Origin of the sequence: Kribbella flavida DSM 17836 (assembly GCF_000024345.1) — a bacterium.
Lineage (GTDB): Bacteria > Actinomycetota > Actinomycetes > Propionibacteriales > Kribbellaceae > Kribbella > Kribbella flavida.
In genome coordinates, this window is the sequence record NC_013729.1 from 7038328 (window position 1) to 7050522 (window position 12195).

A 12195-nucleotide genomic window follows, 5' to 3' on the forward strand; every position below is an offset into this window, starting at 1 on the left:
ATGTCCGAGCGAGATATGGTCGACGCGGGCGGGCCTGGACAGATGGTCGTGGCACCCGCGCTGGACGAGCTCGACCGGCAGATCGTCGAGGCCCTGACCCGGGACGGACGACTGTCGATCCGTGCCCTGGCCGACCAGGTGCACATCTCCCGGGCGAACGCCTACGCCCGGGTCGAACGGCTCACCTCGACCGGCGTGATCACCGGGTTCACCACCACGGTCGACCCGTTGAAGCTGGGCCTGGCGACCTCGGCGTACGTCACCCTCAGTCTCCGCCAGAGCTCCTGGCGCGCCCTGCGCGAGCAGCTCCAGGCGATCCCCGAGATCAAGCACATGGCCCTGGTCGGCGGCGACTTCGACGCCATCCTGCTGGTCCGCGCCGCCGACAACGAGGGCCTGCGCCGCGTCGTCCTGGAGAAGCTGCAGGCCATTCCCGAGGTGCTCGCCACCCGTACCGCGCTCATCTTCGAGGACCTCGGAACGCTTTAGCCTGAGCGAATGCGCCACCGCCCCGCCACCGCCGTCGTCGTACTGGCCTGCCTGGCCGGTCTCCTGACGGCGTGCGGACCGCGAGGTTCCAGGGCTCAGGTCGGCCTGACCGTCGACGACGCGGGTAAGCCGGTGCTCGTGCTGCAGGACTGCAAGGGCGAGATCGAAGAGCTCGGGGTGCAGAGCGGCAGTCCCGGAGCTGACAGCGTGGACGAGGGCGATCTGCGCAACGACGACCCGGCGAAGGGCATCACGCTGATCCCGTTCCCGACCGGCGGCAACGGCTGGGAACCGGCCGATCCACTCCCGGCACTGCACGCCGGCGAGTACACCATCCAGGAATTCGCTCCACCCAACTGCAGCTGACCGACCCGCCGCGCGGCAGCCGATGGTTGCAGCAATGTGCAGTCTTGAACGGCGGTCTCGGCACCCCGCCGCACCTATTCTGACGAGATGCGTCTACGAACCGCCCTCGCGCTGGTCTGCCTGACCGGCTGCCTGACTGCTTGCGGTCCACGACCGGTGGACGCGAAGGCCGGACTCACGGTCGACGACCAGGGCAACGTGCTGATCATCGTGGAGGACTGCGACCGCGAGATCAACAAGGTCACCCTGCACGGCGACGCGACGGGTTCCGACGTGGCAACCAGCACCTACACGCGGGAGAAGCCGGTCAAGGGCCGCACGCAGTTCTCGGTCAGTACCGGCGGCGACGGCTGGAGCGCGCCGGGCGTCGAGCCACGGCTCACGGCGAACGTCAAGTTCTCGCTCAACCTGACCTCGACCGACGGCACCCTGTTCGGTAGGCCGCTCGGGTTCACCATCGCGGACGTGGCGAAGCTCGAGCCCGGCCAGGTCTTTCACCGCGGGGTGATGGACGGCGTGACGCTGTCCGAGACCGTCGAGGAGTTCGACGGGGTCGCCTGCTGATCGGTGTACTACCTCGCGCGGCGGTCGGCGTAGGAGCGGAGGGCTCGGAGGAAGTCGATCTCGCGGAAGGCCGGCCAGTACGGGTCGCAGAAGTAGAGCTCGGCGTGGGCGCTCTGCCAGAGCAGGAAGTTCGACATCCGCTGCTCGCCGCTGGTCCGGATGATCAGGTCGGGGTCGGGCCGGCCCGCGGTGTAGAGGTGCTTGGTGATGTCCTCGATCTCGAGGGTCTCCGCGACGCCGTCCAGGTCGTTGCCCGCCGCGGCCTCGGACTCCAGCAGGGAGCGGACCGCCTCGACCACCTCCTGCCGGCCGCCGTACCCGATGGCGAGCGTGACATGGTTGCCGGTGGCACATTTCTCGGTCGCCTCGACCGCTTCCTTGAGCGCCTGCGCGGTGCTCGCCGGCAGCAGGTCCAGCAGCCCGGCGACGTGCACCTGCCAGCGACCGTCGGGCTCGGAGAGCCGCTGCGCGACGACCTCCTCGATCAGGCTCATCAGGTACGCGACCTCGACGTCGCCGCGCTTGCGCAGGTTCTCGGTCGAGCAGACGAACACCGTGACGTGCCGGACCCCGGCCGCCTCGCACCAGCCGAGCGCGTTCTCCACGTGCAGCGCGCCGTACCGGTGCCCGACGCTCGGGTTCGCGTGGCCCTGACCGCGGGCCCAGCGGCGGTTGCCGTCCATCACCAGCCCGACGTGCTGCGGCCGCGGCTTGCCCACCAACTGCCGCCTGAGCTGCCACGTGTACATCCCGTACAACACCTCTTTGACGGCCATGCCGCCCAACTTACCCACCCCGAAGCCCCCTCGAAGCGCCACGATGAACCGGTGTGGACACTCCGCGACTACCGCCCCGAGGACGAAACCAGCTGGCTGCGCTGCCGGGTCCTGGGCTTCCTCGACACCGCATACTTCGACGACGTCGCAGTTCGCAAACCGCAGCGCGACCCGGGACTGGAAGTGGTCGCGGTCGCCGGCGACCAGGTCGTCGGCCTGCTGGACGCGAGCATCGACGGCGATCAGGCCACGATCGAGACGGTCGTGGTGCACCCGGACCACCGCCGGCTCGGCATCGCTCACGCTCTGCTCGACGAGATCAGCCGGCGGTTGGCAGTACGAGGTGTACGGCAGATCGACGCGTGGACGCGGGACGACGCGAGGACGTTGGACTGGTACGCCGGGCAGGGGTTCGTCGAGGAGATGCGGTACCTGCACGTCTACGCCTCGACCCCCGAGGAGGCGGCGTTCGCCGGGCGGGAGGGATTGCTGCCGCGGAGCGGGTTCTTCCACGCCTGGCTGGAGCAGGAGGACGAGTTACGGGCCGAGTTCCGCCGGGTGCACGTGTGCCGGCGGTTCGTCCGGTCAGTGAGTGAGACCGGTGTCGGTGAGGATGCGATGCACGGTCGACTCGAGTGAACTGGTGTGGTCGATGACCGCCGGACGGCCTCCTCGAAGGCGAGCTGCTCGGTCCAGCGCGGGGGACGTTGGGGCAACGGCCCGGGCCCGGTGGGGTTCAGGCCCGAGTGAGGCTCACCAGGTTTGCGGCTGGCCCGGGACGTGCGTGCCGAAGGTCCACTCGTAGCCCTCGGGGTCGGCGACGCGGCTGCGGTAGTTGCCCCACGGGGTGGTGTCGGGCGTCCACACCGACTCCGCCCCGGCCTTCACCGCCGACGCGTACATCTCGTCGACCGCCGTCTCCGACGCCAGCGCGACGTACGCCCCCGAGCCGACGCTGTCCCCCTTGCGCGCCGGCCGGTCGTAGCCGACCTCGTCGGAGAAGACGGTGAACGCGACCCCGCCGTACCGCATCTCGGCGTGCAGGATCCCGCCCTTGTCGTCGGGGAACTCCATCGTCGTCTCGAACCCGAACGCCTGCTCCAACCACCGCAGCGCGGCCACGGCGTCCCGGTAGGCGAAGTACATGTGCAGAGTGGCGGCAGGGCCGGCGCTGTTTTCGGTCATGCCCCCACCCTGACGGCGGTAGCGGCCAGCTCGTGACCGCTACCTGAACTCAGCGCCGGAACTGCCCCGGCCCGAGCACCTGCCACCCCTTGGCGGCCGGATCCGCGATCGACCGCACCGGCAGCGTGAAGCTGCGGACCTGCCGGGCCGGCCGGCTGATCGCCCAGAACGTCGGGTTCCGGACCGACGACCGGTCCCACGCGATGCCCTGCCCCTGGATCTCCGGCAGGTGCACGGTCGCCACCCAGCGCAGCTCCGACCCGGCAACCGGCAGCGTCATCACGTACGCCTCGCCGAGGTCGTGCCCGGTCAGGTAGAGCCGTCCGTCCGGCCCCCACGACCCACCCGAGTTGCTCATCGGGCTGAACCGGTCGAGGATCGGCTTCGGGATCGTCCACCCGGCGACCACCTCGAACCGGTCGTTCAGCTTCACCACCTGGGTGTTGTAGGTCTGCCCGTACGGTTCGCTGCTGCCTTCGCGCGGCTTGTCGTAGTTGGCGAACCCGGCCCACCAGGCGCCGTCGTACCGGTCCAGCCAGGTCAGCGAACCGCGCTCGATGCCGAAGCTGTGCGTGCTGACGTGCCGCATCGTCCGGGTGTCGAAGACCTCGATCGAGCTCTCCATCGGCCACTCCGGGTAGTTCGAGTGGGCGGCGTACAACTTGCCATTGACCACAACCCCGCTGTCGAGGTGCTCGACCGGGCCGTCGGTGTCGCCGGCGAACTGCAGCAGCGGCTCGCCGGTGGAGCGGTCGTGCTTGGTGACGGTCCGGTTGTTCACCGCGTAGAAGTACTTCGCGTCGACCGCGACCGCCTGGTTGGCGTCGAACGCCGGGTACGTCCGCACCGGCGTCGCCGGGAACGCCGGCGGCTCGACGTCGGCCGTACCGGCTGTCTGTACAGCGCGTGTGTCCGGGGCACCGTACGCACCGGCCGGTACGACGGCCGCGGCCGCCGCGGTGGTGGAAGCGGGACGCGCGGCCGCGGCGGCGAACGGGCCGACCGCGGCTGCGGCGAGCACGGTCGACGCGGCGAGCAGGGCGGGAACCTTCTGCATGCTGACCTCCGAGGGGAAAGAACCTGCCCCGGCAGCCTCCGCCCGGCGCCGGAACACCCGCGGACCCGCAGATGAACCCGCCGCGTCAGGCAGGTTGCCGCCCACGGACCGGACCGCCGGCGACCAGCGCCCGCGCCGCGAAATAGGCTGGCCCGGACGCAGCCGACCCCAGGGAGATCCGATGCCCCGCCCGCTCGTGTTGATGCCCGGCCCGATGAACCGCTCGGTCGCGGACGGTCTGGCCGGCGGCTTCGAGGTGCTCCGGCTCTGGGAGGCCGACGACCCGGACGTCGTCCTGGCCGAGCGGGGCAAGGACGTCGTCGCCGTCGCCACCGGCGGGACGCCGATCGACGGCGCCTTCCTGGACCGGGTGCCGGCCGTGCAGATCGTCGCGAGCTTCGGCGTCGGCTACGACCAGATCGACGCGGCCGCGGCGGCCGAGCGCGGCGTCGTGGTGACGAACACCCCCGGCGTGCTGGACGACGAGGTCGCCGACACCGCGCTGGGCCTGCTGCTGATGACCGCGCGGGAACTGCCGCAGGCCGAGCGCCACCTGCGCGACGGACATTGGCACGAGCGGCCGTACCCGTTGACCAAGGCAACCTTGACCGGCCGGAGGATGGGCATTCTCGGGCTCGGCCGGATCGGCGAGGCGATCGCCCACCGCGCCACGGCGTTCGGGATTTCCGTTGCCTACCACAACCGTCATCGCAAGGACGTCGACTACGACTACTACCCGACGCCGGTCGAGCTGGCCGCGGCGAGCGACATCCTGATGATCGTGATCCCCGGCGGCGACGAGACCCGGCACCTGGTGAACGCCGAGGTGCTGCAGGCTCTCGGCCCCGACGGCATCCTGGTCAACGTCGCCCGCGGCTCCGTCGTCGACGAGCACGCGCTCGTCGAGGCGCTGCGCTCCGGCACGATCCAAAGCGCCGGTCTCGACGTCTTCGAGCACGAACCCGAGGTCCATCCCGGCCTGCTGGAGCTCGACAACGCCGTCCTGCTCCCCCACGTCGGCTCCGCCACCGTCCCGACCCGCGACGCGATGGGCCGCCTGGTCGTCGACAACCTGGTCAGCTGGTTCGAGCACGGCACCCCCGTCACCCCGGTCCAGGAATCGGCCGACCTCGTCCGCCGGACGAACTGACGCCCGATCTTCAGCGTCGGTGATCAGGCGGGATCGAGGTCCCAGATCCGGCCGGTTTGCCAGGCGTACTCCCACGCCTGGATGTCCGGCGGCCCGATGCCGAAGCCGGTGAGGATCGCGCAGACCTGTTCGCGGTGGTGGTTGGCGTGGTTCAACGCCTGGGCGATGAAGATACCGGCCCGCGTACCCCGGGTGCCGTTGTCGACGATGACCACCCGCTCGACCTCGATCGGTCCACCCAGCACCTGCTCCCAGACCGCGCCGGCCACGTCGTTCCACCGCGCCAGCAGTTCGAAGTCCGGCGTCTCCGCGCTGTCGACGAACTCGAGCTCCCGCTGCGCCAGCCGCCGCACATAACTCCCGTCACACCGCACGACGTGCTCCAGCGTCGCCAGGATCCCGCCGTACGTCCCGACCCCGGTCACCTCCAGCTGCTCCACCGACAACCCCTGCTCCCGGCAGAACCCGATCAGCCTCTTCGTCGCCCAGTTGTTGTGCCGGACCGCATCCACCAGTACGTCGTTCACCTTCGCGCCCCAATCCTCGCCTCCCCCGACGCTAGCCCCCGGTCACCGGCCGCGAGTACTCATTTACCTTGGGCACATCGTCAGTACTGCGCCTGCCGGCCGTCGGGCAGGCGCAGGGGCTCGGGGTGCCCGTCAGCTGGGCGGTGCGGTGATGTTGACCATCCAGGCGGTCCCGAACCGGTCCACGCACATGCCGAACTCGTCGCCCCACATCTGCTTCTCCAGCGGCACCCCGATCGTGCCGCCGTCCGCGAGCTTGTCCCAGTAGGCGTGCAGCTCGTCGCTGTCGTCGCCGCTCAGGCTGACCGACACGTTGGTGCCCGGGGTGAACTCCATGCCCTCCGGGACGTCGGACGCCATCAGCGTGTAGCCGCTGGGAGTCTCCAGCTGGCTGTGCATGATCTTGTCCGCGTCCGGGGAGTCCGGCGCCCCGAACTCGCCGAAGGTGTTCAGCACCAGGTCACCGCCGAAGACTCCCTGGTAGAACTCCATCGCCTCCCGCGCGGCACCGTCGAACGCGATGTACGGATTGAGCCGAGATGCCATCACACACTCCCCTTGCCGAGCCTGACCTGCTGATCTTTCGCACACTAGACCCCGGCGGCGACGGTTCGCGATGCCTCGAAAGCACAGTTCACCGACAACCTCATCACGTGACCGTGCCCGCTCGGTGGGTAGTCGTTGTCCTGGACAACCGTTCCGCAGCGGAGTGGCCGCCGGAAATTCCCGGCGGTTCACGGAACCCGGGGCTAGGGTGAGCCGATGATCCCTCGCCACATCACTGTCGACGCCGCCAATCCCTACCAGCTGGCGACGTTCTGGAGCCAGGCGACCGGCTGGCCGGTCTCCGCCGACGACGCGCCGGGCGACAACGAAGTGCTGGTCGAGGCGCCGGCACCCGTGCCCGGACTGCTGTTCATCGGCGTACCGGAGGGCAAGACGGTGAAGAACCGCGTGCACCTCGACTGGGTCCCCGACGAGCGCACCCGCGACGAGGAAGTCGACCGCCTGGTCGCCCTCGGCGCCACCGTGCACGAGGACCACCGCACCCCCGACGGCCCCGGCTGGGTCACCCTGCGCGACCCCGAAGGCAACGAGTTCTGCATCGAACGCAGCGCCGCCGAACGCGCCGAGTAGGGCTGCCGAGCGGCCACCGACACCGGCTTGCTGAGTGCTGCGGGTTCGCTCAGCCGACGGCGCGGATCGCCGCGCCCAGCCGTTGCATTCCGTGCGCGATCGCGTCTGCCCCGGCCGCGGCCAGCTCGGCTCCGCGTTCGGGCGACTTGGCGTAGCCGACCGACGGCATCCCGACCCGCCGGCTGAACTCGATGTCGCTCGCCGAGTCCCCGACCATCAGGCAGCGGCCCGCCGCGACGCCGAGCTCCGGCAGCAGGCCGTCGATCAGCGCCGGATTGGGCTTCATCAGCTCCGGCCGCCCGAACGGCCGGCCGACCACGCCCTCGACCCGCCCGACCAGCCCTTCCCGCTCCAGGAAAGACTGCACCGCCACCCCACAGTTGTTGCTCACTACTACGACCCGGCGCCCGGTCTCCGCACACGCGTCCAGGAACTCGACCACTCCCGGCGTCACCGGAGCCGTGCCGGCCGCCTCGACCTCGCCAGCGACCGACGCCCGTTCGACGTCCTCGACCACCTGCGGCGCGCGGACGCCGGCGAACTCCAGCACGACCAGGTGCTGCACCGTCGCCCGCACCACCTCCGGCAGTTCCACCCCGGCCCGCAGCAACGGTTCCCGCGCGCGATCCCCGATCCGGCTCCCACTTCCCCGCGGAAACAGATCCGCCACCGGCCCGTCGAAGTCCAGCAGAACAACCTCGGTCCCCCGAAGCATTTCAGCCACCGTCATTACACAACTGTCCCAGCCGCCTCGATCCCCCCGGACGCCGGTCCCCTGGCACCGCCGCCAACACCTGACCACGCCCTAGGAGATCGCCGTCGCCTGCGACCACCGGACCCGCCACATCCCGTCGTCGCCGACGGCGTACACGTCCAGGTGCCACGCGTCGAGCTTCGCCGAGTCGTTGCCCTTGACCGCGATCTCGATCGCCGACCGGTACCGCAGGACGGCGAGCGCCCCGTCGGCCAGCACCTCGATCTCCGACACCGCCTCGAACCGCCGGTAGTCGATCTCCCCGTTCGCGATCCCGCCGAGGTACTCCTCCTTGGACCACACCAACCCGCTCGGCGTCACGAGCCGGAAGTCGTCGGCGTGCACCAGTTCCGCCGCCACCACGTCCTTCTCCACCAGCGCCCGCAACCGCGCCCGTTCGATCCGCCGCAGCTCATCCGCATCCATTCCGCCAACTTAACCGCGCTCGTCGGCGCGGCGTCGGCAGGGACACCGGCCCGAGCGGCGGGACCTGTCCCGATCGGGCATGCTGGCCTCATGTCCTCCACCGAGGTACCCGAGGCAGCGCCCGGCGAGGTCACCTTCACCCTCGCCTGGGAGAACACCGACGACGGCCTGCGCGGCATGCTCGAGGCGGTGAACGTCAGCGACCACCCGGTCCGGCTCACCGGCAAACCCGGCGTCACCCCGGTCGGCACCGACGGCATCAAGCTCGACACCACCACGATCGTCTCGCTGGAGGCGCTGATCCCCGGCTACGTCGTGCTCGAACCGGGCGAGCGGGCGACGTCCCCGGTCTACTGGAGCGCGTGGTCGGGCCCGAACGCGGGCGACACGGTGATCGTGGAGTGGAACGGCTGCGAGGCCGAGGCGGCCGTCACCGGCCCACGCCAGCCCGTGTCCCGGGAGGGCGCGACGAACCTCTCGACCTCCTGGTTCGCCAAGGCCGACTGACGCGCGGACGGCGTACCAGAACTCGGTTGCCGCGCTCCGCGCCCGCTGCCAGGGTCGGGGAATGCCCACCTTCAGCACGTACGACGGAACCGAGCTCGCCTATCACCTCCTCGGCGATTCGCCCGGCGACGCCCCGATCGTCTGTGTCCCCGGTGGCCCGATGCAGGCGTCGGCCTATCTCGGCGACCTCGGCGGCCTGGCCACGCATTGCCCGCTGATCCAGCTCGATCTGCGCGGCACCGGCGACTCCGCGATCCCCGCCGACCCCACGTCGTACCGCTGCGACCGCCAGGTCGGCGACGTCGAGGCCCTTCGCCGGCACCTCGGCCTCGAGAGCCTGAACCTGCTGGCCCATTCCGGCGGCACCAACTTGGCCGTCCAGTACGCCGCCCGCCACCCCGAGCACGTCGCCAAGCTGGCCCTGATCTCGCCCAGCGCCTTCGGCGTCGGCCTCACCATCACCGGCGAGCAGCGCCTCGCCGCCGCCCGGCTCCGCGCGGACGAGCCGTGGTTTCCCACCGCGTACGCCGCCCTGCAGGAGATCGTCGCCGGCAACTTCGCCCCCGACCACTGGCAGGCCATCGCACCGCTCTCCCACGGCCGCTGGGACGACGCCGCGCAAGCCATGGAAGCCGCCGGCGCCACCCAGAAGAACGACGAGGCCGCCGGGATCTACGGCTCCGACGACGCCTTCACCCCCGAGGCCACCCGTACGGCGCTCGCGGCGTTCCCGCACCCGGTCCTGGTGCTCGCCGGCCGCACCGATGTCGGCGTTCCGGCTCCCGTCGCCACCGAGTACGCCGCTCTCTTCCCCCACTCCACGCTGACGATCCAGCCCGCCTCGGGCCACTTCCCCTGGCTGGACGACCCGCGGTCCTTCACCACCACGGTCTCGGCCTTCTTCGCCTGACCCGGCCGCAGCGTCCGGCGTACGGCGGGGTGGCTCGTATCCTGACCCCCATGGACGTCCAGTTCACCGGCGACATCTGGTACTGGCGAGGACCCTCGCCCTTCTACTTCGTCTCCGTGCCCGACGACGAGTCGACCGACATCCAGGCCACCGCCACCTCCGTCAGCTACGGCTGGGGCATGATCCCGGTCGCCGCTCAGGTCGGCGGCACCACCTGGACCACGTCGCTCTACCCCAAGGACGGCCGCTACGTGGTCCCGCTCAAGGACGCCGTCCGCAAGGCCGAGTCGCTGGCCGAGGGCGACACCATCACCGTCCACCTCACCATCGACGTCTGACCGACGGTTGTCGCGGTTCACCTTAGAGTTGGCGCGGTGAATCTGAACGACTACCAACAAGCAGCGCTGCGGACAGCTGCCCCGAAAGACAAGCCGAACGAGCTGTTCCATCTCCTGCTCGGACTGGTCGGCGAAACCGGCGAGATCGCCGAAAAGGCCAAGAAGATCGTCCGCGACCACAACAGCGACTTCTCCCGGTGGGACCTCGATGACCTCACCAAGGAACTCGGCGACACGCTCTGGTACGTCGCCGTGCTCGCGGACCATTTCGGCGTCTCGCTGGACGACGTCGCCCACCGCAACATCGCCAAACTCGCCGACCGGCAATCCCGGGCAGCCCTCGGCGGCAGCGGCGACAACCGCTGACTGCCGGTCCCTGCGCCGAAGGTCCACCAGGTGCGCGTGCAGATCGCGGTCGACCGGCTGCGGTGTCGACCGTCAGCCGCCAGAACTCCCGCCGAGTATGGATCCACCGCCTTGCCCTGAACGGCTGCGCCGATAGAGGTCGCGGAGCAGGCAGATCTCGGCGCCGTGGTGAACGACCTCCACACTCGTGTACAGGACCTTCCTCGCCATCGGAGCGTCGGCGAACTCCGGCGGAACCGATGCACCTTGCGGCTCGGCAAGCCCTCTGTCGCCGAGTCGCCGCACCCCTTCGACCCACGTGTCATGGGCGTCGTCGAGCTGACGGAGCGCCTGCTGGGCGTCGCCCGCACAGTCGAACGACGCGATGTGCGCCGGCGGGCCGCCGAAGTCCGTGCCGTTCATCTCTGCGAATCCGACGATCAGATGCGCGAGACGCCAGGCGATGGTGGTGACCGGCTCTGACTTCGCGCCTCACCGAAGTCCCAGGTGAAGTCTTCGTTCCCGAGTGACACCGGCGCCGAGCTCGCCCCTCGGCGGCTGACTGTCCAGCAACCGGAACCGGCTGCCAGAAGTAGTCATCATCGGTCAGGCCATCGAGCCGAGACGCAGCCGATGCCGCCAGTGCGACTCGAGCTGCTCGATCAGCTCTGCGTTCCAGTCGACGCCCATCGCCGGATGGTAGCCCGCACTACTCCACCGCGCTGGACTACCGGGCCAAGGGGCGCTGCCGTCCGCCGCTGTGCGCAGATTGCTCGCGATGGCTTCGGAGGTCTCGCCCGACACCACTCATAGTCGAGCTCTGACACCAACTCGGTCGGGCGGCATGGGAGTGTTGGTCTGACTCGACACCACCCGTGAGTTGCTGGTGGCGTCGACCATGGTGACGAGTTCGAGTCGCTCGCGCGGTGTGAGCGGTGTTGATGCAATGGGCCTGTGGCCTGGTCGATCGATCGGCGGCCGGCTCAGTGGTCACGGTGACTCTGCTCGGCGGTAGGCCAGTTCTGCACTGCCAGCTCTGCGACCGCTTGGAGGGTCTCGGGTGCTACGCCGCTGGCGGCTTGGACTGCGATGCCGTTCCCGACTGTCATCAGATAGCGGGCGAGGAGTTCGGGGTCCGTGTCGGCGGGGAGGTCGCCCTCGTCGATGGCGCGGGTGAATCGTTCGCGCAGCATGGTGGCGGCATCGTTGCGCCAGTTGGCCAGGGTTTCCTGGGTGCGGCGGGATGCCTCTCCGACCGCGAGACCGGCCTGGACGCCCATGCATCCAGCAGGATCACCCGGATGTGTCGTGGCCTCTACGGCGCCGGCGAGGAAGGCTGTGGCGACCGCGCGGGCGGTCGGCTGTTGCCGGGCTCGGACGGCGTACGAGGCGGGGCCTTCGGTGTAGCGCTGGAGAGCCTTCTGGAAGAGCTCCTCCTTGTTTCCGAACGCCGCGTACATGCTCGTCCGAGTGATGCCCATCGCGTCGGTGAGAGCGCTGAGGCTCGCGCCTTCGTACCCGTGCTCCCAGAAGACGCGCATCGCGCGTTCCAGGGCCGCGTCGGCGTCGAAGCCGCGGGGGCGCCCGGGCGATGCCTTCTGCTGAGCCTGCATGCCGCCATCGTACCCGTTATGTACCGATCGATACGCATTGTGCTACCGTCA

General features: G+C 69.9%; 19 protein-coding genes and 1 pseudogene. 10 read left to right on the forward strand and 10 right to left on the reverse strand.

Features of this window, described 5'->3' with window-relative positions:
* From KFLA_RS32625 to KFLA_RS32635, 3 genes are all read left to right on the forward strand, one after another.
* The gene (locus KFLA_RS32625; RefSeq protein ID WP_012924116.1) at positions 1-489 is read left to right on the forward strand and encodes an Lrp/AsnC family transcriptional regulator; all 489 of its coding nucleotides are present in this window, start codon (positions 1-3) and stop codon (positions 487-489) included.
* 9 nt (positions 490-498) lie between these two features.
* Positions 499-855: a hypothetical protein gene (locus tag KFLA_RS32630; RefSeq protein ID WP_012924117.1), complete on the forward strand. Its 357-nt coding sequence runs from the start codon at positions 499-501 to the stop codon at positions 853-855.
* An 87-nt stretch (positions 856-942) separates the two neighbouring features.
* Positions 943-1419, forward strand: coding sequence for a hypothetical protein (locus KFLA_RS32635; RefSeq protein ID WP_012924118.1), 477 nt, complete (start codon positions 943-945; stop codon positions 1417-1419).
* A gap of 8 nt (positions 1420-1427) precedes the next feature.
* Here the strand turns inward: KFLA_RS32635 and uppS are convergent, their stop codons facing one another.
* Positions 1428-2195 carry a polyprenyl diphosphate synthase gene (uppS, locus tag KFLA_RS32640; RefSeq protein WP_041289589.1) on the reverse strand — a complete coding sequence of 256 codons (768 nt, stop codon included), beginning with the start codon at positions 2193-2195 and terminating at the stop codon, positions 1428-1430.
* 51 nt (positions 2196-2246) lie between these two features.
* On the opposite strand from uppS, the gene KFLA_RS32645 reads away from it, so the two are divergent.
* Positions 2247-2834: a GNAT family N-acetyltransferase gene (locus KFLA_RS32645; protein WP_012924120.1), complete on the forward strand. Its 588-nt coding sequence runs from the start codon at positions 2247-2249 to the stop codon at positions 2832-2834.
* A 114-nt stretch (positions 2835-2948) separates the two neighbouring features.
* Here KFLA_RS32645 and KFLA_RS32650 read toward each other — a convergent pair whose 3' ends face one another.
* Both KFLA_RS32650 and KFLA_RS32655 read right to left on the reverse strand, forming a co-directional pair.
* Entirely contained in the window at positions 2949-3380 is a 432-nt protein-coding gene (locus tag KFLA_RS32650) for a VOC family protein (protein WP_012924121.1), read from the reverse strand.
* Between the two features lie 49 nt (positions 3381-3429).
* The gene (locus tag KFLA_RS32655) at positions 3430-4437 is read right to left on the reverse strand and encodes a hypothetical protein (RefSeq protein WP_012924122.1); all 1008 of its coding nucleotides are present in this window, start codon (positions 4435-4437) and stop codon (positions 3430-3432) included.
* A 181-nt stretch (positions 4438-4618) separates the two neighbouring features.
* Between KFLA_RS32655 and KFLA_RS32660 the strand changes: the two genes are divergently transcribed.
* Entirely contained in the window at positions 4619-5587 is a 969-nt protein-coding gene (locus KFLA_RS32660; protein ID WP_012924123.1) for a 2-hydroxyacid dehydrogenase, read from the forward strand.
* A gap of 23 nt (positions 5588-5610) precedes the next feature.
* Here the strand turns inward: KFLA_RS32660 and KFLA_RS32665 are convergent, their stop codons facing one another.
* Both KFLA_RS32665 and KFLA_RS32670 read right to left on the reverse strand, forming a co-directional pair.
* The gene (locus KFLA_RS32665; RefSeq protein ID WP_012924124.1) at positions 5611-6114 is read right to left on the reverse strand and encodes a DinB family protein; all 504 of its coding nucleotides are present in this window, start codon (positions 6112-6114) and stop codon (positions 5611-5613) included.
* Between the two features lie 132 nt (positions 6115-6246).
* Positions 6247-6660, reverse strand: a complete 414-nt coding sequence (locus KFLA_RS32670) for a VOC family protein (protein WP_012924125.1) — start codon at positions 6658-6660, stop codon at positions 6247-6249.
* A 216-nt stretch (positions 6661-6876) separates the two neighbouring features.
* On the opposite strand from KFLA_RS32670, the gene KFLA_RS32675 reads away from it, so the two are divergent.
* Positions 6877-7251, forward strand: coding sequence for a VOC family protein (locus KFLA_RS32675; RefSeq protein ID WP_012924126.1), 375 nt, complete (start codon positions 6877-6879; stop codon positions 7249-7251).
* A 49-nt stretch (positions 7252-7300) separates the two neighbouring features.
* Here the strand turns inward: KFLA_RS32675 and KFLA_RS32680 are convergent, their stop codons facing one another.
* Positions 7301-7981 carry an HAD family hydrolase gene (locus KFLA_RS32680; RefSeq protein WP_012924127.1) on the reverse strand — a complete coding sequence of 227 codons (681 nt, stop codon included), beginning with the start codon at positions 7979-7981 and terminating at the stop codon, positions 7301-7303.
* A gap of 75 nt (positions 7982-8056) precedes the next feature.
* Positions 8057-8431: a nuclear transport factor 2 family protein gene (locus tag KFLA_RS32685; RefSeq protein ID WP_012924128.1), complete on the reverse strand. Its 375-nt coding sequence runs from the start codon at positions 8429-8431 to the stop codon at positions 8057-8059.
* 90 nt (positions 8432-8521) lie between these two features.
* On the opposite strand from KFLA_RS32685, the gene KFLA_RS32690 reads away from it, so the two are divergent.
* The 4 genes from KFLA_RS32690 to KFLA_RS32705 all read left to right on the forward strand — a co-directional run bounded on the left by KFLA_RS32690 (position 8522) and on the right by KFLA_RS32705 (position 10552).
* Positions 8522-8938, forward strand: a complete 417-nt coding sequence (locus KFLA_RS32690; RefSeq protein WP_012924129.1) for a DUF4232 domain-containing protein — start codon at positions 8522-8524, stop codon at positions 8936-8938.
* A gap of 61 nt (positions 8939-8999) precedes the next feature.
* Positions 9000-9848, forward strand: coding sequence for an alpha/beta fold hydrolase (locus KFLA_RS32695; RefSeq protein WP_012924130.1), 849 nt, complete (start codon positions 9000-9002; stop codon positions 9846-9848).
* Between the two features lie 50 nt (positions 9849-9898).
* The gene (locus KFLA_RS32700; RefSeq protein WP_012924131.1) at positions 9899-10186 is read left to right on the forward strand and encodes a DUF1905 domain-containing protein; all 288 of its coding nucleotides are present in this window, start codon (positions 9899-9901) and stop codon (positions 10184-10186) included.
* Positions 10187-10222: 36 nt separating this feature from the next.
* Positions 10223-10552, forward strand: coding sequence for a nucleoside triphosphate pyrophosphohydrolase family protein (locus KFLA_RS32705; protein WP_012924132.1), 330 nt, complete (start codon positions 10223-10225; stop codon positions 10550-10552).
* Between the two features lie 72 nt (positions 10553-10624).
* On the opposite strand, the pseudogene KFLA_RS39165 reads toward KFLA_RS32705, so the two are convergent.
* The 3 genes and pseudogenes from KFLA_RS39165 to KFLA_RS32715 all read right to left on the reverse strand — a co-directional run.
* Positions 10625-11002: pseudogene (locus tag KFLA_RS39165) on the reverse strand (DinB family protein); the annotation flags it as partial.
* Positions 11003-11137: 135 nt separating this feature from the next.
* Positions 11138-11335 (reverse strand): hypothetical protein, encoded by a 198-nt coding sequence (locus KFLA_RS39170; RefSeq protein ID WP_237706647.1) that lies wholly within the window; start codon positions 11333-11335, stop codon positions 11138-11140.
* Positions 11336-11514: 179 nt separating this feature from the next.
* Complete coding sequence (locus KFLA_RS32715) at positions 11515-12144, reverse strand: TetR/AcrR family transcriptional regulator (RefSeq protein WP_012924133.1); 630 nt, start codon at positions 12142-12144, stop codon at positions 11515-11517.
* Positions 12145-12195: the final 51 nt, after the last annotated feature.